Annotated in this window: 25 protein-coding genes, 1 tRNA gene and 1 other RNA gene; 18 read left to right on the top strand and 9 right to left on the bottom strand. The window is 45.3% G+C overall.

Annotated features, from left to right (window positions below):
- Positions 1-70: 70 nt before the first annotated feature.
- Both glcT and HP398_RS27905 read right to left on the bottom strand, forming a co-directional pair.
- A complete protein-coding gene (gene glcT, locus HP398_RS27910) occupies positions 71-928 on the bottom strand; it encodes a glucose PTS transporter transcription antiterminator GlcT (protein ID WP_017246891.1) in 858 nt (285 codons plus the stop codon).
- A 369-nt stretch (positions 929-1,297) separates the two neighbouring features.
- The gene (locus HP398_RS27905; protein WP_173624245.1) at positions 1,298-1,795 is read right to left on the bottom strand and encodes a ribonuclease H-like YkuK family protein; all 498 of its coding nucleotides are present in this window, start codon (positions 1,793-1,795) and stop codon (positions 1,298-1,300) included.
- A gap of 184 nt (positions 1,796-1,979) precedes the next feature.
- Between HP398_RS27905 and tadA the strand changes: the two genes are divergently transcribed.
- A complete protein-coding gene (gene tadA, locus HP398_RS27900; RefSeq protein ID WP_017246893.1) occupies positions 1,980-2,462 on the top strand; it encodes a tRNA adenosine(34) deaminase TadA in 483 nt (160 codons plus the stop codon).
- Positions 2,463-2,501: 39 nt separating this feature from the next.
- On the opposite strand, the gene HP398_RS27895 is transcribed toward tadA, so the two are convergent.
- A complete protein-coding gene (locus HP398_RS27895) occupies positions 2,502-3,221 on the bottom strand; it encodes a pseudouridine synthase (RefSeq protein WP_069852507.1) in 720 nt (239 codons plus the stop codon).
- Positions 3,222-3,379: 158 nt separating this feature from the next.
- On the opposite strand from HP398_RS27895, the gene HP398_RS27890 reads away from it, so the two are divergent.
- Positions 3,380-3,468 (top strand) — tRNA-Ser (locus HP398_RS27890).
- 490 nt (positions 3,469-3,958) lie between these two features.
- Here HP398_RS27890 and HP398_RS27885 read toward each other — a convergent pair.
- Positions 3,959-5,164: an MFS transporter gene (locus HP398_RS27885; protein WP_173624244.1), complete on the bottom strand. Its 1,206-nt coding sequence runs from the start codon at positions 5,162-5,164 to the stop codon at positions 3,959-3,961.
- A 140-nt stretch (positions 5,165-5,304) separates the two neighbouring features.
- Complete coding sequence (locus tag HP398_RS27880) at positions 5,305-5,607, bottom strand: ArsR/SmtB family transcription factor (RefSeq protein ID WP_026042918.1); 303 nt, start codon at positions 5,605-5,607, stop codon at positions 5,305-5,307.
- A 720-nt stretch (positions 5,608-6,327) separates the two neighbouring features.
- Between HP398_RS27880 and HP398_RS27875 the strand changes: the two genes are divergently transcribed.
- Entirely contained in the window at positions 6,328-6,681 is a 354-nt protein-coding gene (locus HP398_RS27875) for a sigma-70 family RNA polymerase sigma factor (RefSeq protein ID WP_173624243.1), read from the top strand.
- Between the two features lie 434 nt (positions 6,682-7,115).
- On the opposite strand, the gene HP398_RS27870 is transcribed toward HP398_RS27875, so the two are convergent.
- Complete coding sequence (locus HP398_RS27870; RefSeq protein ID WP_017246898.1) at positions 7,116-7,616, bottom strand: hypothetical protein; 501 nt, start codon at positions 7,614-7,616, stop codon at positions 7,116-7,118.
- Between the two features lie 393 nt (positions 7,617-8,009).
- Between HP398_RS27870 and HP398_RS27865 the strand changes: the two genes are divergently transcribed.
- The gene (locus HP398_RS27865; RefSeq protein ID WP_100169641.1) at positions 8,010-8,591 is read left to right on the top strand and encodes a DUF3238 domain-containing protein; all 582 of its coding nucleotides are present in this window, start codon (positions 8,010-8,012) and stop codon (positions 8,589-8,591) included.
- Between the two features lie 390 nt (positions 8,592-8,981).
- On the opposite strand, the gene HP398_RS27860 is transcribed toward HP398_RS27865, so the two are convergent.
- The gene (locus tag HP398_RS27860; protein WP_173624242.1) at positions 8,982-9,410 is read right to left on the bottom strand and encodes a DUF4275 family protein; all 429 of its coding nucleotides are present in this window, start codon (positions 9,408-9,410) and stop codon (positions 8,982-8,984) included.
- A gap of 174 nt (positions 9,411-9,584) precedes the next feature.
- Between HP398_RS27860 and HP398_RS27855 the strand changes: the two genes are divergently transcribed.
- From HP398_RS27855 to HP398_RS27820, 8 genes are all read left to right on the top strand, one after another.
- Positions 9,585-10,166, top strand: a complete 582-nt coding sequence (locus HP398_RS27855; protein ID WP_173624241.1) for a sulfurtransferase TusA family protein — start codon at positions 9,585-9,587, stop codon at positions 10,164-10,166.
- A 13-nt stretch (positions 10,167-10,179) separates the two neighbouring features.
- Positions 10,180-11,331 (top strand): MBL fold metallo-hydrolase, encoded by a 1,152-nt coding sequence (locus HP398_RS27850; protein WP_173624240.1) that lies wholly within the window; start codon positions 10,180-10,182, stop codon positions 11,329-11,331.
- Between the two features lie 52 nt (positions 11,332-11,383).
- A complete protein-coding gene (locus HP398_RS27845) occupies positions 11,384-11,608 on the top strand; it encodes a sulfurtransferase TusA family protein (protein ID WP_173624239.1) in 225 nt (74 codons plus the stop codon).
- Positions 11,609-11,935: 327 nt separating this feature from the next.
- On the top strand, positions 11,936-12,724 hold the full coding sequence (locus tag HP398_RS27840; RefSeq protein ID WP_173624238.1) for a sulfite exporter TauE/SafE family protein: 789 nt from the start codon (positions 11,936-11,938) through the stop codon (positions 12,722-12,724).
- A gap of 84 nt (positions 12,725-12,808) precedes the next feature.
- Positions 12,809-13,294, top strand: a complete 486-nt coding sequence (locus HP398_RS27835) for a DsrE/DsrF/DrsH-like family protein (protein ID WP_017246905.1) — start codon at positions 12,809-12,811, stop codon at positions 13,292-13,294.
- A 114-nt stretch (positions 13,295-13,408) separates the two neighbouring features.
- Entirely contained in the window at positions 13,409-13,675 is a 267-nt protein-coding gene (locus tag HP398_RS27830) for a metal-sensitive transcriptional regulator (RefSeq protein WP_012683835.1), read from the top strand.
- 24 nt (positions 13,676-13,699) lie between these two features.
- Positions 13,700-14,089, top strand: a complete 390-nt coding sequence (locus HP398_RS27825) for a rhodanese-like domain-containing protein (RefSeq protein WP_173624237.1) — start codon at positions 13,700-13,702, stop codon at positions 14,087-14,089.
- A gap of 189 nt (positions 14,090-14,278) precedes the next feature.
- A complete protein-coding gene (locus HP398_RS27820; protein WP_017246907.1) occupies positions 14,279-14,911 on the top strand; it encodes an NAD(P)-dependent oxidoreductase in 633 nt (210 codons plus the stop codon).
- Positions 14,912-14,989: 78 nt separating this feature from the next.
- Here the strand turns inward: HP398_RS27820 and HP398_RS27815 are convergent, their stop codons facing one another.
- Entirely contained in the window at positions 14,990-15,298 is a 309-nt protein-coding gene (locus HP398_RS27815; RefSeq protein WP_017246908.1) for a DUF4870 domain-containing protein, read from the bottom strand.
- 238 nt (positions 15,299-15,536) lie between these two features.
- On the opposite strand from HP398_RS27815, the gene HP398_RS27810 reads away from it, so the two are divergent.
- Positions 15,537-16,136 carry a class I SAM-dependent methyltransferase gene (locus HP398_RS27810; protein ID WP_017246909.1) on the top strand — a complete coding sequence of 200 codons (600 nt, stop codon included), beginning with the start codon at positions 15,537-15,539 and terminating at the stop codon, positions 16,134-16,136.
- Between the two features lie 12 nt (positions 16,137-16,148).
- Positions 16,149-16,808 carry a DedA family protein gene (locus tag HP398_RS27805; RefSeq protein ID WP_173624236.1) on the top strand — a complete coding sequence of 220 codons (660 nt, stop codon included), beginning with the start codon at positions 16,149-16,151 and terminating at the stop codon, positions 16,806-16,808.
- A 117-nt stretch (positions 16,809-16,925) separates the two neighbouring features.
- On the opposite strand, the gene HP398_RS27800 is transcribed toward HP398_RS27805, so the two are convergent.
- On the bottom strand, positions 16,926-17,816 hold the full coding sequence (locus tag HP398_RS27800; RefSeq protein WP_173624235.1) for an EamA family transporter: 891 nt from the start codon (positions 17,814-17,816) through the stop codon (positions 16,926-16,928).
- 214 nt (positions 17,817-18,030) lie between these two features.
- Here HP398_RS27800 and HP398_RS27795 point away from each other — a divergent pair, with 214 nt between their 5' ends.
- The 4 genes from HP398_RS27795 to dnaX all read left to right on the top strand — a co-directional run bounded on the left by HP398_RS27795 (position 18,031) and on the right by dnaX (position 23,619).
- Positions 18,031-19,791 carry an HD domain-containing phosphohydrolase gene (locus HP398_RS27795; protein ID WP_173624234.1) on the top strand — a complete coding sequence of 587 codons (1,761 nt, stop codon included), beginning with the start codon at positions 18,031-18,033 and terminating at the stop codon, positions 19,789-19,791.
- A gap of 55 nt (positions 19,792-19,846) precedes the next feature.
- Positions 19,847-20,111: signal recognition particle sRNA large type (gene ffs / locus HP398_RS27790), an RNA gene on the top strand.
- A 230-nt stretch (positions 20,112-20,341) separates the two neighbouring features.
- Positions 20,342-21,775, top strand: a complete 1,434-nt coding sequence (locus tag HP398_RS27785; protein WP_173624233.1) for a PAS domain-containing sensor histidine kinase — start codon at positions 20,342-20,344, stop codon at positions 21,773-21,775.
- A gap of 140 nt (positions 21,776-21,915) precedes the next feature.
- Entirely contained in the window at positions 21,916-23,619 is a 1,704-nt protein-coding gene (dnaX, locus tag HP398_RS27780; RefSeq protein ID WP_017246914.1) for a DNA polymerase III subunit gamma/tau, read from the top strand.
- Positions 23,620-23,626: the final 7 nt, after the last annotated feature.

Here is a 23,626-nt window from a genome sequence, read left to right as displayed (position 1 = left end):
ACATACTTACTATGTCCGTATGATCTCACCGCTCATGCCTAGTCGAGCTAGTAACACGCAGGATTATGATTTAATTTTGTTGTAATAAGCGATAAAGGTGCAGAGCCATGTAACCAACCTCGTCTTCTGGTACAGCGATCTCGAGACGGGTGGAGATGTATTCAGCCAGCTCTGTTGCCAATTGATAGGCTTCTGGCATGGTGGTTTTGACTCGGTCCAGAAGCGGGTTCTTGATGAACTTTTGTTGACGGATGCGCTCAACGGCAAAGCGCAAATGGGTAATGAGGCGAACGTAGTCAATGGTACTGCGTTCAATCGTAATAGCTGTTCGCTCTTCAATCAGGCTTACCAAATCCGTGATGATGTTGGTGAATTGGACAGCCTTTTTTACTGGGACGTAGCTGATCGCGGAGTGAATGTGCAAGGCCAGAAATCCGATTTCACTATCGGGAATGTCCAGGTCGAATGCGTTCTTGATCATATCCGCTGCCCGGTTCGCCAGCGCGTACTCCTTCGTGTACAGCGTCTGGATTTCGAACAAGAACGGATTCACGATTTCCATGCCGTTATTGAGCCGATAGATGGCAAACTGGATATGGTCAGGCAAGGCAACGTGGACGTGTTCGTTCAATTCTGGCGTAATCTCACTCGCAATGAGAGCGATAATTTCTTCCGCAATTCCTACGACAGCAGGATCTACTTGGCTCAAGATGTTCTGATACTGCTTCTGATGGTTCTCATTTTCGAGCCTGAAGCGCTTTTCCACACGCGAGTCATGGGCGGGGATGGTATTCCCGGGTTTTGCGCCAAATCCGATTCCTTTTCCGAACAGGACAATTTCTTGTCCGGGTCCGGGTTCTTCCACGAGTACGACGTTATGGTTCAACACACGCGTAATTGCGTACGTTTTTTCCTTTTCACGGGACAATCCATTCCACCACCTTTAGATAGACAAAAACGGTCCATGACCGTATTTGCTTACCGCAAGCGGTCACATCCAATTTAATGAAAAATGTCGATGAACCATGACATTAATCAGAAAAAAGAGCCGAAAAAACCTTTTTAACAAGAAAAAGATCTTCTCGGCTCATGCCTGCATTACCAGTAACACGCCTTGTGAAAACGCTTCAATTAAAGCTTATAATAGCTCACGTCTCGTACATTGTCAATCACCCTGTTAACGGGAAAAAACACGGTGGGCAGGAGAAGCAGAAGCCTGTCCCGAATTGTTTGAACCAAGCAGGATAAGGGCAAAACAAAGCCAAGCGGACGCCTCATTAGCAATCCGCCTGGTTTGTTACTTGGTGTACTTGTCGGCAATCGTAGATGCACAGAAGGAGTTCGGTTTGATTTCGGCACGAAAGTGATTGGTTTCTGCTAAGCTCAACAAAGACTGGATAAACTTACGGGTAGGGCCATTCGTACCGATATCAAAATGCAGGCGGATGGGAGTATCTAAGTGGTGGTCCCGCAAATATTGGCGTACTTCTGTGGCAAGTCCGACTGCGTACATCGCTTCCTGAAATATACGCTGTTGCAAGGATGCGTACCGGCGTTCTTGAAATTTGTGATAAAAGAAGGTGCCCCCATGGCCGGGACGAATCACTGTGATCACAAGAGCAAAAAAAGTCCCGCGGCTTTTTAATTGAGAGTCGGCCCCCACAATAATTTCAAATGGACCACCTATTGATGAGATGGTATGTTCGATGTGGGAAAACACTTCTTCTTTTGCCAGTAGACCTCTAGTCGGACTGTGAAAGCGATCAAATAACGAATTTGCAGAGGTTAAGCCCACTCACATCCCTCCAGAAAGAGGCTAACAATGATTTGCATACTTCTTCCTTACATCATTAATGTATGTAATCTCGCAGATAGTATGTGAACGGGTAGGGACAAAAACTTCTTGAATCAACTTTTTTGGGTAAAATGGTCCGTTTGTTCGGGACGAAAGACTGTTTTTGAAGGAGCTTTAGAGAAACGTGATACAAGCAAATGAACATGATTATTATATGAAACAAGCCATGGAAGAGGCCCGGAAAGCTGCTGCGATTGGCGAGGTTCCGATCGGTGCGGTCATCGTGCGCGACGGGGAAATCGTAGGTCGCGGCTACAACTTGCGGGAAACACAAAAAGACCCTACCTTGCACGCGGAATTGATCGCGATACGGGAGGCAAGTGAACGCTTGGGTGGATGGCGCTTGATCGGGTGTACGCTGTACGTGACGTTGGAGCCGTGTCCGATGTGTGCAGGTGCAATCGTTCAAAGCCGTATCGAACAGGTCGTGTATGGCGCTCGCGATCCGAAGGCGGGCTGTGCCGGGACATTAATGAACCTGCTCGCGGAACCGCGCTTCAATCATCAGGTGCCAGTCTTAGAGGGTGTTCTTGCAGAGGAATGCGGGCAGATGCTCAAGGACTTCTTTCGTGGATTGCGAAAAAAAAGACAGCCGGTACAGGAATGACCGGGCTGTCTGGACAAACCGTCTGCATGCAGGCGGTTTTTATTTGTTTACGTTTTGCAGCAGGTGCAGCTCTTCTTCGGTCAGTTCGCGATACTCACCAGGGGCGAGTGACGGGTCAAGGTGAAGCGGGCCCATACGAATCCGTTGCAGATAGGTGACTTGCAGGTCGAAAGCAGCAAACATCCGTTTTACCTGATGGAACTTTCCTTCCATGATGGTGACGCGAATCTCTGATGTTTCTCCTGAAGAGATAATCTCCAGCTTGGCTGGCAGTGTAGTGAAGTCCTCCAATTCCACGCCTTTGGCAAACTCCTGTACATGGTGCTCAGTAACCCGGCCATCGATGCGGGCAAAGTACTCCTTGTCCACTTTCTTTTTCGGGGACAAGAGACTATGGGAGAGGTGACCGTCATTGGTCAAGAGTAAGAGACCCTCTGTATCAATATCCAGTCGGCCTACCGGATGCACCTTGATAGCCCACTCGTACGGGAGCAAGTCCACTACGGTTTCATGGACATTGTCCTCTGTAGCAGAAACGACTCCAGGCGGCTTGTTCAGTAAAACGTATACCCAGCGCTTAAAGTTAAGCGGTTCTCCATCCACAAGAATTTCCTGTTCCTCGGCAATGACATGCATCCCCGGGTCTGTTGCGACAACGCCGTCCACGACGATCAGTCGCTGTTTCACTAAGGCTTTCACTTCCTTGCGCGTGCCGATTGCCATATTGGCCAGCACCTTGTCCAAACGTTCACGTTTCATATATGTTCCTCGCTTTTCTTCTGATCGGATACAATCGTGTGTGCTGTTATTAGTTTGGCCTAATGAGCCGCGCAAATCAAGGGGAATGCAAAGGAATGAGTCTTGCATTTTTGACTGTATTTTGCTATAGTAAATAATGTTTCTGACAAACTAAATATGGAGAGATACCCAAGTGGTCATAAGGGGACGCACTCGAAATGCGTTAGGCGTCGTGAGGCGTGCGTGGGTTCGAATCCCACTCTCTCCGCTTAGATTTTTCGGATCGAAGAGAATGAAGCATATTTTTGCCAGTGTGGCAGAGGTATGCTTCTTTTTTTATATCACAAAAACTGTAAGCAAATTTTAATTTTGCGTCTAATAACGGGTACCGCCAGCAAAACGTGGTTATCTTAACTCCAATGTGACAATCACTATTAAATCAATGGTTGTCACATTGTTTACATGTATTCAAAGTAGTTTTAAATTAGTTTAATTATCTCAGAACTTTTCGTAGACCAAGCCAAAGATTGCTACCCGCGCCTTCGCTCGGGCTACACCCCCCATCTAATAACCGGTGTACCGTCAACCAAATGACATAATACCCACATTAAGGATTTGGATGCAATAACAACCTCGATTTCCTTAGCGTACAGGAAATCGAGGTTGTTAAGTTTAATTAAGGGTTTGTTATTTTGATTCCTTTGTAGCTAGTGCTGTTTAAAGAAAATAAAGTTGTAGACTAGGAGGTAGCACCTGAATCAGTCTGACAAAGCCTGTTCTTGCGGCATGCCTTCTTTTTTTGCCTCTTGTCTTATCCATGAAAATAATAATAACGAGGCCGCGACTGCAATTGCCACACCGATCGTCCCGAACCACGGGATGGATGACAAGGATATCCGATCCACGGCGAGGCCGCCGATTCCCGCTCCTGCTGCCATCGATAATTGCATCGTGGACTGATTGAGACTAAGCATAATGCCTGAATAATTGGGTTCGATCCGTACCAAATTATACTGCTGTGTAGGACCGCTAGACCAGGCGGCGAACGACCACAGCATAAGGATGGCTACAACCGGCAACCATGAATGCGTGAATATGACGGCAACCGTGAGTAAAATCAAGGCGGCGATATGCAGCAACATACTCCAAGTCAAGGTGGGGGCTACCCCCCATTTATCCGTACTGTAGCCGCCGAATTTGGAACCAATTAAGCTGGCCACGCCGAACGCCAACAATACTCCGCTGAGCACTTCTTCATTTAAGCCCGCAACCGTGAGTAGATAAGGAGAAATGTAGGTATACGCTATAGAGTAGCCACCGAGCCAAAAGAAAGTGATCGAGAGTCCAAGAGCCACTTTTCTGCTTTTGAGGAGAGCAAGTTGCTTGGCTAAAGGTACGGGGGCATCCCCCTTTACTTGCGGGATCGTTTTATACAGAACAAAGATGGCAAGAAGACCCATTATGGCAATGAAACCGAATACTGATTTCCAGCCGTATGCCTCAGCGATCATGCGTCCGAGAGGAACCCCGATAATTAATGATGTAGTAAACCCCATCACTACGGTTGCAATTGAACTCGCCTGTTTACCTTCTGGCGCGATTTTCGCTGCTATATCCAAGGCGGTAACAACAACCATTCCAGCGCCTAAAGCCATTAACACGCGCGCAAGCACAAAAAGTCCGAATCCCGGCAGTACAAAAGACAAAATGTTGGCAAACACGAAAAGTCCCAGTGCACCAACGAGCAGCTTTTGCCTTTCAATTTTTGCCGTCAAAGCCATCAATATGGGGGTGCAAATAGCATATACAAAGGAAAAAACGGTCACAAACTGCCCTGCCGAAGTAATGGAGATCCCAAGCGTATCCGAGATCTTGTCTAAAATACCTGAAATGACATACTCGGATGTCCCAACCAAAAAACTGACAATCGCCAAAAAATAAACCTTCCAAGTACTCCCCTTCAATTTCACCACTCCTAATTTTTTCGCATCTATATATAATGAATTATCGATGTGTTTCACATTAAAAATCTACACATCTCAATATATCGATATGTAGGCTTGAAACAAACCGAATCCTCAAGAGAGCATTCAGCTTGTTGTCATTAAATCTCGTTATTGAAAAATGAACCGATTTCGCGGATCGCTTCCTCGTTTCTTTTGAAGTACGTATACTTACCGATCCGTTCCGCTGTGACCAGACCTGCCCGTTGGAGTATCGATAAATACTGGGAAGTTGTAGACTGTGTCATCTTCAGCGTTTCCGTGACTTGACAAACACATACCCCGACTTTCCTCATATCAATCCCTTCGTGGGGCGTAAAATGTTTTTCAGGCTCTTTCAACCAATGCAAAATTTGCAATCGCGACTCGTTGGACAGTGCTTTAAAGATTTCAATCGGTTCCATACACATTATAATATCGCAAATTATCGATGTGTCAACATGAAAAAGCTGCGGCGGCTGTATGAATAACTTAGCGCGGGTTTTATGTCATTTCGTTGGCTGTACCCCTAACCTAACTCAATGTACTATGAATACTATAAAACCAAATATAGATATCAAGTATTTAAAGAAATAAAAAGAATGGGTAACTCTACATTGAATACTGTAAAGTCACCCATTCTGACTAGTTAAGTTAAACGCGGATTAACAACGTTAAGGGGATGCGGACAGCTAAAAACGCCGATTTTAACCACAATAAGGCATGCAGCACAAGACCAATTATGTTGTATCCATGAGGGTGAATCTTACTCTTTTTAGAGCTTTACGCAACACAATTTAGCCTCAAGATTGTATTTCACAATGCAACACAATCGTTAACGTGGTTTTTTCGCGTTCTGCTGGTGCTACCCTTAAACGAGAAGATTTTTACGACCAGGTTCATGGAATGGTGCCATATAATATTAGCTCCGATATGTTTTTTAAAAGCAACTTCGAAATGGGTCACTTTGTCGCTTTCATACATATAGAAGAAAAATGAGGTTTTTTTACAACCAATGCCCCCAAAAAAAATCTTAATATGATACGAAAACGCAATGAAATTGCGTAAAAACGAATGGAATAATTTATGAAAAACGGTTGTTTTTTACCTTCTTTTTTTACCTATAAGGTAGGACGGTGAAAAGCATGAACGATGAGTTATTAATAGAGGAGTGTAGAAGAGTTTTAAGAAGGATCGCTTGGCGGTTGCAGTATCAAGCAAAGAAGATTTCCACCCGAGAGCTTCCGATCATAGAAAATATCTGTGGGCAGAATCAAATGTCTTCTGTAGATTCTAAGTTACACTTAGAAGAAATGTTGAACTCCCTTCCGGACAAAGCAAGATTTGTTATTGAGCAAGTAGTGATCAATGGAGTTGCAGAAGAAATAGTTGCACAGCATTTAGGCATATCTCAACAAGGCGTAAACAAATACAAACGGAAATATTTAGGGATACTTCGAAAAAAATTAGAGTCTAACCTGCAAGCAGTTAAGTCGTAGGCCCTCCCAAATGGAGGGTTTTTTTAAAATTTTTTATAACACGAATAGCCCGATCAACGTCTTGATTAGGCTAAATCCCTTTGCTACCGGTTATGTTTAAACACCTTACCAAACGAGCTACAAAGGCCCTTTTATGCGTTTTTATTCTAGGTGTAAGGTTGGCTAGTCATTGAAAAATCGAAATTTACCCCATTAGAACCGTTCAGATGATTGGTCACTCCATCAAAAAAGAACCCGATCACGCTCTAATTTATAACAAGAGCCCCAACTAAAAAGTTGAGGCTCTTGTTTGGGCGACCGCCAACCAAATGACAAATAAGCTACTTTTTCCCTTAACGTGGGTTTCTGGTTACTTTGCTGGCGGTACCCCATTTACTAGCCTATTGACGCTCATAATGATCTGGTCGGTTCGAAGGAGATTCGATCCTTACAGATCACAAGGTCTCCTTTTTCCGCTTATTTTCAACATAGGTTAGAAAAGCTTGCATTCCTTTAAGCCAAAGAGCCAAAAAGGGTGTCGTAACTGGTAGTACTATCAGGGCATATAGGGGTGCTAATTTAAAATAGTCATGCATGATATCATTCGCTGTAATCTCTGTTGACGGGGTCATTACACGCTCAAAGCCATACTCTAAAATAAGCATCAGCGTAGCACCAACTGACCCCATGAAAAGGGGGATTATAAAACCTAGAAAAGCACATAAAACCCAATATACCCATAGGCGAATGTTCCTGAATGCCTGGAAGTAACCTGAAATACCAGAAATAACAGATACAGGAAATAGGGATGTCACAAAAAACCATAACCATCCCCCAAACGATGCTCCCCCAACCGACATGCCACCAGCTGCGAAATCCCCGAGAAAAGAAATGATAAAACTCAAAAAAAACATAGTCACCAAACCGTAAATAAGACCTACTAACGTAGAGCGCACTTTAATACAAATGGTCGCTCCCTCCCCCAATTGAATTAGTTTCAATATTATTATTATTTATCAATAAATTCCACATATTATCAAATGCACTTCATTAGTGGATCGCGATCTCTTTGTTATTTAAGCGTTTTTCGCTACTTATGCTTGAATGTTAATTACTTGGCCCAGTAGATTTGACCTATTCTGAGATTTTCGATGTCGTGGCATAAATGACCGAGATTCCTTTAATTGAAGGACCTTTATCAAAAAGTTTAACGTTCGGTTGTAGAAAACCAATCCTGATTACCTATATGGGTGAAGGTGATTGATATCAACATAGCATGAAGGTTGGGCGACCTTTATGTTATGCGCCCTTATCATTCATCTTACAATTCCTATAGGAGATGGATATAAATGGCAAACATTGTAGAATTGCGTGTAGCAGCGTTTATCCCTGATGAATGGTTATTAGTTACTGCTGATCCTTATAACAATTATTATGGTGAAGGAAACAACCGTGATTTTACCTACTGGACGGAAAATCAGAATAAGCTATTTAAAATGGCTCAACACATTGTGATTAATTGGAATACTTCCACAATTGACGTATACAAAGCGGTGGGACCAACTAGAACGAAAATTGAAAATAGGGCAACCGGAAAGGAATATATTAAAGAATATCCGTTGACAAGCGACAAGGATATCACATATAAGAATACAGTTTTAACCCCAACGACTGCGTCCCTATATATCAAAGGTTCGGCTGGAAATTCTGCTTTGCCGGAACTTTCCCCTGCGATTGACTGGGAGTACAACATTTCTGTTGATAGAAAAACTGGACGTGTAAGTTTTAACGGAAGACACGATGGTTTCCCTAATCATGAGATTTATAAACGAATTGATAAAGGGACTCCAGTAGAACTTTATAGATTCTATAAGAAGACACCTGGACATTTGGTTGATCCAATGGATGTTGAAGTGAATTTTTCAAAATAAAGTTCAGAGAATCGGAAAGTCGGCTATCCAACTAATGGATAGCCGACTTTCTACAACACCGTACGTACCTTTCGGTATACGGCGGTTATTCTCGAAGAAGATAGACGATTGTGAAGGCTAAACCCAACACGAATAGCCCGATCAACATCTTGATCAGGCCAAATTCCTTTGCTACCGGTTATGTTTAGACCCCTTACCAAACGAGCTACAAAGGCCCTTTTATGCGTTTTTATTCTAGGTGTAGGTGGAAGGGGGATTGGATAGTCATTGAAAAATCGAAATTTACCCCATTAGAGCCGTTCAGAATGATTGGTCACTCCATCAAAAAAGGAAGCATATCGGCATACCCCTAAAGGTATCCGAATGCTTCCTCTCTTTGTTTTCCCCATCCTACTTCCTACAAAAATAAGGCCCACACCATTGGGTTTCATGGGTCTTCACATACGTCCACGTAAAATCCTTATCCACGACATACACATCGTATTCCGTTTCCAAGTCCGCGACAGAAAACACCGCAGCATTTTCCAAGATCAACACTTCATTGGAAAGCTGGTAAAACACATAGTACGACTCATGGGCAACTTTCTGAAAGGCTTCATCCGCTTCCTCGCGTTCAAGACAATCCCTCAGCTTATTGCTGAATAAATGCCACAGATACCCCTGGTAGCCGTCTTTATTTTTGAGAAAAATCCTCTCTTTATCTTCTTCGGTCAGATGGCTCGCAAAATGCTTCTCCCATTCTTCCCGTAAGTACGGTCCCCAAATAGACAGCTCTGTTGTCTTCGTGTTCTTCTCCTTCATCCGATCAGCTAGTTTCATTGGGCGCCTCCATGTTGACACAAGATCATTTCTAAGAAAATACGTATGAATGAGTGAGTCGGTCACGTCTCACCTATTGACAAAGAAAAACGAGGCGCATATTATAATACCCATAGGGGTATACGTATAAAATTGATCAATCACATTTTCATCAAAACGTAGGAGGTAGACAAAATGTCTGCACAACCGAATTTTACCGCTGATAAAACGTTAGATTGCAAAGGCTTGGCATGTCCAATGCCTGTCGTACGCACAAAAAAAGCGATGGAAGAGATGTTACCGGGTCAAGTGATGGAGGTACAAGCGACTGATAAAGGCTCAATGGCCGATTTGAAAAGCTGGGCAAACAATACCGGGCATGAATTTCTGGGCACGATTCAGGAGGGGGAAGTATTCAAGCATTTCCTGCGAAAAGCGAGTACCCATGAGGTGAAGGAGGAGACGAACTTCCTACGGACCATTTCCAATGAAGAATTGCAAAAAAGGCTGGAAGCCAACGAGAAGCTGACACTCATTGATGTGCGAGAGCCGGCAGAATACGCTTTTCACCGCATTCCTGTAGCCATTTCAATACCCCTGGGAGTATTAGAGCAGCGCTTGGATGAGCTACAGCTCGATGATGACATCTACATCATCTGCCGATCCGGTAAACGCAGCGACATGGCTTGTCAGTTGCTGGCCGAAAAAGGTTTTACCAAAATCACCAATGTAGTACCGGGTATGTCTGGCTGGAATGACCCGGCAGAAAAACAATAAGGGGGAGAGAAAGATGATGGAACAACAAACAAGTGTGAAGGCGATGACAGCACACGAGCTAACGCAGCTTCTTTTTGCACAGGAGGAATTGTTTATTCTCGACGTTCGCAATACGAGCGATTACGAGGCTTGGCAAATCGAAGGGCATCGAGTAGTGAGCATGAACATCCCTTACTTTGATTTGCTGGATGGGGTGGAGACTGTTCTTGAGAAAATCCCTGTGAAACAGAAGGTGTTGGTCGTCTGTGCAAAAGAGGGCTCTTCCATTTTTGTCGCAGAGATGCTAGCAGAAGCGGGCTTTACGGATGTTTCTTACCTGCAAGGAGGAATGAAGGCGTGGAGTGAGCATCTGGAGCCAGTGAAGGTGGGAGACCTCCGTGATGGCGGAGCGATTTATCAGTTTGTCCGCATTGGAAAAGGCTGCTTGTCTTACATGATCGTATCAGGAGGGGAGGCGGCTGTCGTCGATACGTTGCGGATGACGGATGTGTACGAAGCATTTGCAGCAAAGCATCAGTGGACGATCAAGCACACCATCGACACTCATCTGCATGCCGACCATATTTCCGGTGGAAAGAAGCTGGCAGATCGGGTCGATGCATCGTATTGGCTCCCAGAAAAAGATGCGGAAGAAGTTACGTATTCCTATCGTAAGCTAGAGGAAGGGCAAGAAATCCAAGTGGGTACCACCAAAATTGTGATCCTGCCGATCTATTCCCCTGGACATACCATCGGGAGTACGTCACTGATTGTTGATGATACGTATTTTCTCACGGGAGACAGTCTGTTCGTAGCTTCGATCGGACGCCCGGATTTGGCTGGGAAAGCAGAAGATTGGGTGGGAGACCTGCACAACACCTTGTATAATCGATATAAAGAGCTTCCCGAGCATTTAGTCGTGTTGCCTGCTCATTTTGGCAGCTACATGGAGATGGGGCCAATGGGTGCCGTATCTGCCCGTTTGGGTGACCTGTATCGCAACAATCCAGGACTAACGATTGTGGATGAAAGTGAATTCCGGCATATCGTTACGCATCATTTGCCGCCGCAGCCGAATGCGTATCAAGAGATTCGTCAAGTGAATATGGGGAAATTAAAACCGAGCGAAGAGGAACAACAAGAGATGGAAGTAGGGCCAAATCGCTGCGCCATTCACGATAAATAACGAAAAGGTTGTTCAAAATGAACAGGCATTTATATAACAGGAGGAATGAAAAATGGCGGATATTGTGGTAGATACAAAAGGTCTGGCTTGCCCGATGCCAATCGTCAAAGCAAAAAAAGCCATGGACGGAATGCAATCCGGTCAAATCATGGAAGTACTCTCGACGGACAAAGGCTCTCTGAACGACTTCACTGCTTGGGTCAAACAAACAGGGAATGAGCTGGTTTCCCATGAGGTTGAGAACGGTGTGTACAAATTTTTAGTGAAAAAGCTGTAAGGAGACAGAAGCGAGCACTTTTGACCGTTTTTGTAGTGCTCGCTTACTCCTGATTTTCATAAACGATACGTACGCCAAGGTGCGTATAGATTTCTTCTTTGTAGTGGCCATTGGGGCATTGCTTTTCACTGAACAAGGCATTTTTGTGTGAGCGCAAAGGTTCTTGGCAGGTGGGGCACCGATGCTGAAAAATGGATTTGAAAAAGCGGACCATTTAAATCACCTTATTCACAGTTATTTACTTGGAATTAATTTTACTTGAAGAAGGTTCATTTGAAAAGAGGGTTGAGCATTCCGATGTGTTAGGTAGGAATGCGAGGAGGATATATGGACGTTTTACTGCTTCTGCTCATGGTCTCTCTCGGTTTTGTCGGCTCCTTTTTTTCCGGATTGCTCGGGATCGGCGGAGCGATCATCAGCTACCCGATGCTCCTGTTTATACCACCGGCACTAGGTGTGGCGCAGTTTTCCGCCCAGGAAGTTTCGGTGATATCGATGTTTCAAGTATTTTTCGCGTCGCTGTCTGGCGTACTGGCTTTCCGCAAAAGAAACGGAAAAAACTCGCCCCTGATTCATAAAGGACTCGTCAGAGATATGGGGGTAAGCATCTTGGCGGGCAGCCTGATTGGTGCGGCTCTCTCCCGATACTTGTCGAATGAAAACATCAATGTGGTGTACGGGATACTGGCGATCATCGCCGTGATTTTGATGCTCGTGAAAAATAGGGGGACAGAAGGGGCAGCAGGGGAGGTCGCATATAACCGCTTCATTGCTGCTGGTGCTGCGTTTGCCGTAGGAATCGTATCCGGGATTGTCGGTGCAGGGGGAGCGTTCATCCTCATTCCGATTATGCTGACCGTGTTGAAAATACCCACGCGGGTGACGATTGCCTCATCTTTGGCTATTGTATTCATCTCCGCAATAGGTGGTGTGATCGGGAAGCTGTCGGGTGGGCAAATTCCGCTCTTGCCCGTTTTGTATACGGTCATCGGAAGTGTTTTGGGTGCACCGGTGGGCAGTATGATCAGCGCCAAGAGCGATGTGAAATATTTGCGCTATGGCCTAATTGTGCTGATTTGTGGAACGGCCATCAAGATTTGGAGTGGCATTCTATAAGGAAAGATGCTTTTCGTTGCAAAAGCTTCTTTCGTTTATTTCTATACCCATACAAGTATAAGTATATAGGAGAGGTGTTCTTACATGGAAAAACAACAAAAAGAAAAAACGACGATTGTGTTGTTCAGCGGTGACTTGGATAAAGCGATTGCAGCCTTTATTATTGCGAACGGAGCTGCGGCCTATGATCATGATGTCACGATTTTCTTCACCTTCTGGGGACTGAATACCATGCGCAAGGACGAGATCGTGAAAGTAGAAAAGGGGTGGCTTGAAAAAGCGTTCGGTTGGATGATGCCAAGAGGCGCCAAGAAGCTCGGACTGTCTAAAATGAATATGATGGGCATGGGGCCAGAGATGATCAAGCATGTCATGAAAAAGCACAATGCCCTGACGCTTCCACAACTCATCGAGCTGGCTCAGGAGCAGGGAGTGAAGCTGGTCGCTTGTACGATGACGATGGACTTGCTCGGTCTCAAACAGGAGGAATTGCTCGACGGAATGGAGTATGCAGGTGTGGCCGCTTATTTGGGGGATGCGACACAGGCAAAAGTAAACCTATTCATTTAAACAGAACGCGTAGGCAGCTTGCTTGACATTACCTGGATTTCGCATAAGATACCTGTATGTAAGGTAGTTCCAAGATTGATACGTATGTCTTGTCGTGAAACAGGAGGAATTCATATGGATTACAACTACAGTGACGATATCAAAAGACGTTTAAAACGAATCGAAGGACAAGTCCGCGGTGTGCTGAAAATGATGGACGAGCAGAAAAACTGCAAAGACGTAGTAGCGCAGCTCTCCGCTGTTCGCAACGCTTCAGATAAGGCTATTGCCCAGATTGTAGCGGAAAACCTGCAACGCTGTTTGTTAGAAGAGCAGGCTGCTGGAGGAGACACGAGCAAGCTGGTGAAAGAAGCCGTAGAGCTTTTGGTCAAGAGCCGTTAAACCGATTTTGGAGAGGAGCTTCCTATGAGTTTCACTACGATTCTTTTGCTGTTAGCCTACGCGATCATCATTTGGTATTTGGTCTCTCGCTTCCTTCCTGTGAAAGGATTAGAAAATCTCAAAACAGATCAGTTCAAGGAACGGGTCAACCAAAAAAGCAGGGTGCTGCTCATCGACGTACGCGAGCCGCACGAATATAAAGCGGGTCACATTCCATCAGCGGTGAACATCCCTTTGTCTCAGCTCGACCATCGTGCAAAAGAAATTTCCAGCAAAAACGATATATTGCTATACTGTCGGAGCGGGATGCGTAGTAAGCAGGCAGCAAAAATTTTAAAGAAACACGGCATTCCTCAGATGGCCCATCTACAAGGCGGGTTCATTACTTGGAGTGGTCCGACGAAAAAGAAATAACAGCTAGCACCTGGTGTATGTTTGAATACCTGGGTGCTTTTTTTCATGCGATAAAAAACAGGGTTGACATTTCGTTTCGTTGTAACTACAATGATTACAACAAGGTGATGCGGTAAGCGCCTATTCTTTTTAAAAGAGTTGTAACTAATTCAGTTACATCTACAACATACAAAATGGAGGAATATCATCATGAAGATTGCAATTGTAGCAGCAAGCGGTAAAGCAGGTAAGGTAATTATGAAAGAAGCGCTGGATCGTGGCCATCAAGTGACAGCGATTGTGCGTGATGCATCGAAAATCGAGCAAGCCGACGTAGCTGTGATTCAGAAAGATGTGTTTGACCTGACAGCGGCAGATTTGAACGGCTTTGACGTAGTCGTGAATGCCTTTGGGGCACCAGCAGGTCAAGAACATCTGCACGTAGAATCAGGGAAGGCTTTGATTGAAGCCTTGAAGGGTGCTCCTTCTACACGTTTGCTCGTTGTAGGTGGTGCAGGTAGTCTGTTTGTAGACGAAGCAAAAACACTGCGTCTCGTAGAAACTCCTGATTTCCCTAAGGCTTACTTGGCAACTGCGCAAAAGCATGGAGAGTACTTGCATGTATTGGAAGAGTCAAACGGCATTCAATGGACGTATATCAGTCCATCTGCCTTTTTTGACCCAGCAGGGGAGAGAACAGGCGCGTACCAACTCGGAAAAGACCATCTGTTAGTGAACGCTAGCGGACAGAGCTATGTGAGCTATGCCGATTATGCTGTAGCCATGCTCGATGAAATCGAAAATCCGAAGCATCGCAATGAGCGCTTCACAGTAGGCTCCTAATCTCGATTGGAATTAGGCTCCTTAACAAAAAGACCAGCTTCCTACAAAAGGATAGCTGGTCTTTGTTGTGTATCGAGATTATCTGCCAATCCAACCGACGAATGGGTAGGAAAATGGGCGTCCATTTAAGGAATAAATGATACCTTTGATCGGGTAGTAGATCGCCATCAGTCCAAACACAATCAGGAACGGAATCCCAATCAACAAGAAGGTGAAGAACCAGGAAATAGCGATGAGCACCGTCATAATGATGTGGAAGAACAAAGCTTGCAGCGCCATATTTTTGGCGTCACGATTTTGTACGAGCAGCCAGACAAGAATGGGCACAAGGATCGGTGCAAAAAATGTGCTAGCGTGCGTTATGACTTTTACACCTTTATAATCCATAAATAAGTCCTCCTTGATTAGATGTAAAACTTGATCTACTGTCATTGTAACGTATGGATATCACTCAAAAAACCATCATAAGCGTGATTATTTGATCCGACTATAGACGGAGGAATTTTTATTTCCATTCGTTTACTGTTATAGTAGTAAGAAAATCTTTCGTTTTTGGTAGATAATTCGTAATGTTTTTTGGATATGATAAATGGATAAGCAAGAACTGAGAAGGGAGCATATAGACATGATGATCGATTGTCATCATCCGTCCAGCATGAAGGATCGGATGATGTTCTTCTATAATTTTTTGCGGTCACCTGGCCAGGTAGGCAGTATTACTCCTAGCTCCCGTGCGCTTTGTAAACAAATGGTTGCGCCCATCGACTGGGAGCACGCACATACAATTGTAGAATTAGGAGCAGGAACGGGGATTTTTACGAAGTGGATCGAGCAAAAGAAAAAACCGGAAGCCGTACTGGTATCTTTTGAAAAGGAGACCAAGATGCGCAAAAGGTTGGAACCACTATTTCCCGATGTACGATTCCACGAAGATGCGGTAGATTTGAATCGGGTTCTTTCGGACGCGGGATTGGGCAAAGCCGACTGTATTTTGTCAGGACTGCCATTTGCCAACTTCCCACAAGAGCTGCGTGATCAAATTATGGATCAGGTATATCATGCGCTAAAACCAGGTGGAGTATTTGTCGCCTTTCAATATTCGCTGCAAATGAAAAAGCAGCTTTCCTCTGTATTTGAGCAAGTATCGGTGAAGATGGTTCCATTGAATCTGCCACCTGCCTTTGTCTACATTTGCCGGAAGGATGATAGCAAGGGTGTCGGCTAGGAGGATTTCTACATGATTGTCGATATGCTGTCCGAGTCTGTGGGTCAGTTTGGCTATTTTGCTCTTTTCTTTATGTTATGGCTAGGGATTGTTGGTATGCCGATTCCTGACGAGGTGATCGTGCTGTCTGCAGGAGTGCTGACCTCGATGGGAATTCTGCATGTTGTTCCTGCATTTATTGCGACCTATTTGGGTGTCGTGTCTGGGCTGTCATTGGGATATGTGCTCGGAAGATGGCTAGGTGCACCTGCACTGAACTGGATTAGTCGCAAAAAAGGAATGAACAAGTACGTAGATCAAGCACAGTCGCTGCTCGATCGTTACGGAAGCTACGCTCTATGTATCAGCTATTTCTTTCCTGTCGTCAGACATGTGGTTCCTTACTTAGTCGGGATCGGGAAAATGACGTTTCCACGGTACGCCCTGTTTTCGTACACAACCGGCTTTGTATGGACGTTGATCTTGTTTTTGCTTGGTCATTTCATGGGAAATAAGGTGGAGATGCTTACTTCTTATGTGGCCTTGTTGAATAATCGAACCGTGATTTTCTCTGTCTTAGGTGTACTGGTTCTCATTGCTGCTGCTTATTATGGATTTACTGTTTGGAAAAAACAAAAAAGCATCGCAGCTGCACCACAGCCTCTGATGATCGATCGTGATCGGCAAGAGTAATCTGAATGTAATCATAACGAACCCTCTGCGCGGAGCAGAGGTTTTTTTGCTTTTTATCATAAAAAAACCCCGTCCGTATGTGCGGCAGTGGCACAATGGAGGGGCTTTGGACAACGATTAAGAGGTAGCCTTGTTTCTTCGAATGTTTCGCTGGCGCAGCCATTCCGGCAAGATGATTCCGAGTAAAATGATCACGACACCGCTCACTTGGAGCAGAGTGACAGATTCATTCAGAATGACATAGGAGGAGAGCACAGCCATAGGTAGCTCAGCTGCTCCTAGTATAGCTCCCATCCCCGGCCCTATATGGGGCATACCATAATTGAAAAAAACGGTCGGGATAAAAATACCGAAGAAGGCGAGCAAAAATACGTATGGAAACAACCCGTCCAACAATGCTCCGTTGAATAGAAAAGCGGGTGGGTAAATCAGGCTGGCCAACAGAAAAGAGCCAGTCGCCATGCTGGAACTACGAATCCACGGATTAATTGCAATGGCAATTTTCCCGCTGAACAAAATAAACAATGTAAAAGAAACGGCTGAGAGTAGACCGAAGACGACACCAAGGATATGAAATTGGGCCAAACCGCCGCTCTCAAAAATTCCTCCTGAAAGAAGGGTTCCTGTCAGCAGCAATAGGAGGGAAAAAATCGTCTCCTTCCCCGGCATTCGGCGAGTCATCACAGCTTCAACCAGTACGCCCATCCATGTGAACTGAAACAAAAGGACGATGGCGATCGAGGCAGGGATATATTGCAGGGCATTGTAGTACATAATTCCCGTGGAGCCGACAGACAGACCTACGGCGACCAATAAAAACAACTGGCGGAGGGGAGGCTTGGTCCGCAGGAAGAAAAGAGCGGGTATCCAAGTCAGCACAAAACCCAAAAACATTTGCCCACCAATTACTTCTGCGGGCGAATAGCCTTGCTTGTAGGCAAGCTTTACGATGGTTGATAGTATGCCGTAACTACATGCTCCGAGAAAAACCAGGAGGATGTATCTCATCTGATGCATCTCCTCACATACGATAATAATTCTTAGCTAGGATATTACGACAGCGTCCGTTTGTCTATGGATGAAGAAGATTCCATTTTTAGTTCGAACAAAGGTTTATGTTTGATCCCAGCGGGAAATAGTGAAATGACACTATATAATCGTACCCACTATAAATGGTGTAGCTATTGACTTGGTGAACAGCTTAGATAAAAGGGGGAGGCTTGTGTACCAGAAGTGGAGGGATCGATTATTTTCTACATTTTTATTGTTGATTCTAGGACCAACTATTCTTGTTTGCTTCCTTTTTTATGATCAGTCCACAGAGGCAGTGTTTGAACTATACAAGACGAACATGGATGCGAATATAGGGCTCGTCGATGAACGGCTTTTGTCCCTTTTTCAGTCTATCCAAAAGGATACCGATGAATTGGCGAATAGACTGGCCATCCGTATCACAGAGGAACCATCTTTTGACGAAGGAAAGAAGAATGGCTTTCGGCGTGAGTGGACATCGGAGGAACAAGTCCAAAATCTATTCGAGCGTTTCTCCCGCAACCAAAACGTGGTAGGAAATATTGTTTTTCTCGGTGAGGATGGAAGGGTTTTCTCATTACACGAAGATAAGAGCTGGAGTGCGGATAATCAATTTATGGAACGAGAGCAATGGGGAGCCGGAGAAAACAGGGTGGATTTTCTTACCAAAAGAGAGCAAGAGGAGCGCCCAAGATCATTTTTTCTCGAGAAGCGCCTGGAGAGTTCGAATCCAAAAGCTACGGGACTTTTATTGGTGGAAATCAATCTGGATAAACTGACTGACTGGATCCGTACCTATGTGGTTCCAAAAGAGTATGGCATGATGGTCCTTTCCCCCTCCCGAACCATTATGATTCACACCGATAAAGCTATGATTGGAAATCATGTTTCGGCGCTTCCTCATTATGAAATGGCACGCAGTCAGTGGGAACAATCCAATGAAAATGGCCTCTTTTCGTTGCTCATCCAAGGCAAGGACATTTACGTATACCGTCAAGTATCAGAAAAAAGCGGTGGTGCTTATTTTGAATGGTTGCCGAGAGAGGGGATAAACGAACGATTACAACGATTGAACCTCATCTTTTGTTTCACCCTTTTTATTGTTGTTTTATTTGCCTGTTATGTGGCTCATCGTTTATCAAAATGGATTGGTGAGCCGATCTATAGCTTGGTATCCGCCACGGACTCCATGTTGAAAGGTGATTTTTCCATACGCGTCCCGATACAGGGGATGAAAGAAATAACGTTACTGGAGAATAAGTTCAACACGATGGCAGAACAGATGCATGCGTTAATTACTCGAGAGCGGGAGTATTCCCAACAGAGCTTGGATCAAATCGTTCGCAGCTTTTATTTAGCCGTTGAGATGAAGGACCCTTATACAGCAGGACATACAGAACGAGTTACGCACTATGCCCTTATCATTTACGATTATTTACAGCAACAGGAGCAGCTTGCCTTTTCACGAGATGATTTACGTTATGCTGGCTTAATGCATGATATCGGAAAAGTAGCCATTCCTGATCACGTCCTTTTAAAAACAGGAAAGCTATCACCTGACGAATATGAATGCATGAAAACTCATTCCATCATCAGTGGAGAAATTGTGGAGCAGATAGAAAATCTGTCACATATCAGTTCAGGGGTAAGGCATCATCATGAGCGCTGGGATGGAAAAGGTTACCCTGATCAGCTCAAAGGGGGAGAAATTCCACTGATTGGCCGTATTCTGGCCGTAGCAGATACATTTGATGCCATGACTTCTACGCGTTCCTATCGCAAAGCCACGTCAGCAGAAGAGGCATACGAAGAAATTCTGCGATGTGAAGGAACTCAGTTCGACCCCTCCATTGTTTCGATTTTTAAGAAGGCTTTTGAGGATGGAGCTATTCAGATTATACAATCGGCGGATTGTAAGGGAAGAGTTAGTAAGGATAGAGAGATTTCCTAGCACTGGATAGGTTTACTCCTTGCTATCGGTTACTAACTTTGGTATTCTAGTTCTACCGTGCTAGACGGGGAGGTTGCGGTGCCCTGTAACCTGCAATCCGCAATAGCAGGGTTGAATTCCTATCCTAGGTTTTCTTATGTGAGGCTGCCTTATGGCGGCGGTGTTGAGGAGCGGGTCCTGTGCAACGCGAACCCATGAACCTGGTCAGGTCCGGAAGGAAGCAGCCATAAGTGGATCATCGCGTGTGCCGCAGGGTAGCCTGCTCTGAGCTGCTACCATAAGTAACGCTCGGATAAGGATTATCGAAGATAGGTGCACGGTACTTATCACGCATGTACAGATAGCATGTTTCCGAAGGGAAGCATGCTATTTTTATTTTGCGATCCAATTATTTTTTGTTGGAAATTGACGATAACTAGCGAAACATTTCCGTGCTTTTCAAGTGGATAGAATGAAGGTTTTATGAGTATTTTCACGAATTTTCATAATAGGCGGAAAGGATTTGGTTTCTTTCCTTTCAAAATACGTCATAGGCCAGGAGGGACAAGCTATGAGTGCTCTTTCTTCGTTACATCTCGTTGGCTCGTCCGGTCGATTGCAGCGGTTCATGCATCAACTGCCTACTGCCGTTTTATTGGTGAATCAAGCGGGTAGTATCGTGGAGGTCAACGAACAACTGCTTCGTGTAACCGGATATTCACGCGATCAACTTATCAATCAGCCTATCAGCTCTCTTCTTCCCCATCGAGGTTCCATGGAGCACCTGTATGAGGAATATTTGCGAAAGGAAGAAGAAGTGGGAACCAAAGGCGATGTCGAACTGGAATGGTGTGATAAACAGGGGGGATGCAGGAGCACATCTGTCATGATCATGGCACAGCAAGCAGAAGAACTTCTGTACATGATCCATTTTCCCCAACTCGCAAAAGAAAGCGACCAGCTTTTGTCGCAACGATTGCTGACCAAACTGACCTATGATACAAGCATGGGCTTGTTTATCCTCGACGAGAAATCGATCATTATCGAAGCCAGTCAGACGGCGTGCAAGCTACTGGGTATGGAGAGACTGGACGTCATCAATAAACACGTTGATCAAGTATTTAGCGGCATCCCCGAACCGCATCGGTTCATTAAAAAAGAACTGTTGGAAGGCGTAAAGCTGCAAAATGTCGCGACTTCCTGGACCAATGACAACCAACGCTATGAGCTGATTGTCGACGCAAATACGCTCCAAGACGAGTCAGGGAAAACAGTAGGGGCGTTTATTCTTTTCAAAGACATAACAAACCTTCGATCCTTCGCTCAAAAGCTCGAGCGGAATGAACGCTTGGCGATGATCGGGCAAATTGCTGCTGGTACAGCACACGAGATTCGCAATCCGCTTACCTCCATCAAAGGATTTCTGCAAATGTTCCTCAGGTTATTCGGTGACAGCGGCATGGACAGGGAGAAAACGTACACCGAAATCATGCTCACCGAAATCAATCGCATCAATTCTTTAGTCAGTGAATTCCTACTATTGAGCAAGCCGCGTAATATTCAATATTCTATGGTCGACTTAAATACTGTTTTTGAGGAAATTTTGCCGATCGTCGAGTCACAGGCAAATCTGTACGGAATTGATGTCCAGTTTGCCTCTCGGGGTAAGCTTCCGATGGTCGTTGGGGATACCGAGCTATTGAAGCAAGTGTTCATTAATATATGCAAAAATGGAATAGAAGCAATGGGAGAGCAAGGGTCGCTTCGGATTTCCCATCATTTCGATCAGGATGGCGACAAAGTGAGTATCGATATTCACGATACAGGTCCGGGCATCCCGCTTTACATTATTGATAAGATTTTTGATCCGTTTTTTACGACAAAAGAGGAAGGGACAGGGCTCGGATTGTCTGTCTGCCAAAAAATCATTCACGATATTGGCGGTCAAATCCGTGTCTCCTCCAAAGGGTTTGGGACGACCTTCCATATCATGCTACCGTATTAGGAGCAGAATGCGTCCCGCACAATTGTGAACGGGGCGTTTTTCTGTGAGACATGTCCGTTCACTTTGTACGAACGGTGGCAATCGTGTATACTGAATAGGATATAGAAGAGGACTGTGCAGATGGGGAGTGTCACACGAACATGGCTTATACCGCGCTATACCGCGTATACCGACCGCAGACTTTTCAAGACGTAGTCGGACAAGAGCATGTTACGACAACCTTGCGTAATGCTTTACGCGAAAATAGGCTGTCCCATGCCTATTTATTCAACGGTCCCCGAGGTACGGGAAAAACAAGTGCAGCCAAAATTATGGCGAAAGCAGTGAACTGCGAGCAGCCCATAGATGGCGAACCATGCAATCAATGCGATACGTGTAGAGCCATCTCCAACGGTTCTGTAACGGATGTGCTGGAAATCGACGCGGCATCCAACCGTGGTGTTGAAGAGATCCGCGACATTCGCGACAAAGTGAAATTTGCCCCGAGCGACGTCAGGTATAAAGTGTACATCATCGATGAGGTGCATATGCTGACGACAGAGGCATTTAACGCTTTGTTAAAAACCCTCGAAGAGCCGCCGTCCCACGTCATTTTTATTTTGGCGACAACAGAGCCGCACAAGCTGCCAGCGACGATTATCTCTCGTTGCCAGCGCTTTGATTTTCACCGAATTCCACTGAGAGTGATGGTCGATCTTTTGCAAAAGATTTGCCAATCACAAGGGGTGCAGGTGGAGGAGCAGGCCCTGCAGCTCGTAGCGAAGATGGCTGAAGGTGGAGCCCGTGATGCTCTTAGCTTGTTGGACCAAGCGATTAGCTATAGCAAGGACGAGGTTCGTGCTAGTGATATTATGCAGATTACGGGCACAGTTGCCCAATCTTACTTTTCTGTGCTTGCGCGACATATTGCCGAAAACGATGTTGCACAGGTCATGGAGCAATTTGATAAAGTCATGGTGCAAGGGAAGGACCCAGAGCAGTTCCTGCACGATTTCCTCTACTATTACCGCGATATGCTGTTATTGAAGACAGCGCCGCAGTTGGAAGAGATTGTCGAGCGGACCATGATTGATGATCAGTTTGCAGAGGTTGCAAAGCTGTACTCGTTTCCGGTGCTTTACGCAGCGATTGAGACCTGCAATCAGGCTTTGTCGCAATTAAAATGGTCGACCTATGCAAGGGTGTTAGTTGAACTGACCCTTGCCAAAATGTGCCAGCCTAATGCGAATGCGAATGCGACGGAATCTATGGGAGCCTCACCCGTTAACAGCGAGGAACTGACCGCGATGTCCAATCGCATCCGCGTTTTGGAAGAGCGTTTGGTTCAAGTGATGCAAGGTCAGGTGAGCATTCCCGGCCAACAAAAGGCCGAAGAAACGCGCAAGAACGAGCCAAGGCGCATAGCCGCGGCTTCTGGTGGATCACGAACCCCGATGAATAGAGTCAGGGAAGTCGCGAAGGCCATGGATGAGAATTTGGCGAGACAGGTGCGCGGGCAGTGGAGTCAAATTTTGACTGAACTGAAAAAGATCAAGATCCAGTACCAGGCTTGGCTAGTCAATGGTCAACCAGTAGCTGCCGGCAATGATGCTGTTGTCGTAACCTTCAACAGTGCCATCCATTGCGATAAGACGATGGAGGCAGAGCTTCGGAGCGTGATCGAGCGCGTTATGTCTACTGTGCTGGGCAAGCCCCTGCAGCTCTTGTCTGTCATGGAGGAAGAGTGGCAAAGTGTAGACCAGCAGGTTGGTCAAAAAGACGCTTCTGATGAGCCAGAAGAGGACCCGTTTTTGGCGGAAGCCATCAAGCTTGTCGGAGAAGGTCTTGTTGAAGTCAAAGACTAAATCATAC

This window comes from Brevibacillus sp. HB1.4B, assembly GCF_013284285.1.
Classification (GTDB): domain Bacteria; phylum Bacillota; class Bacilli; order Brevibacillales; family Brevibacillaceae; genus Brevibacillus; species Brevibacillus porteri.
Note: the sequence above shows the minus strand (reverse complement) of the source record. Positions and strands in the feature narration are given on the sequence as shown.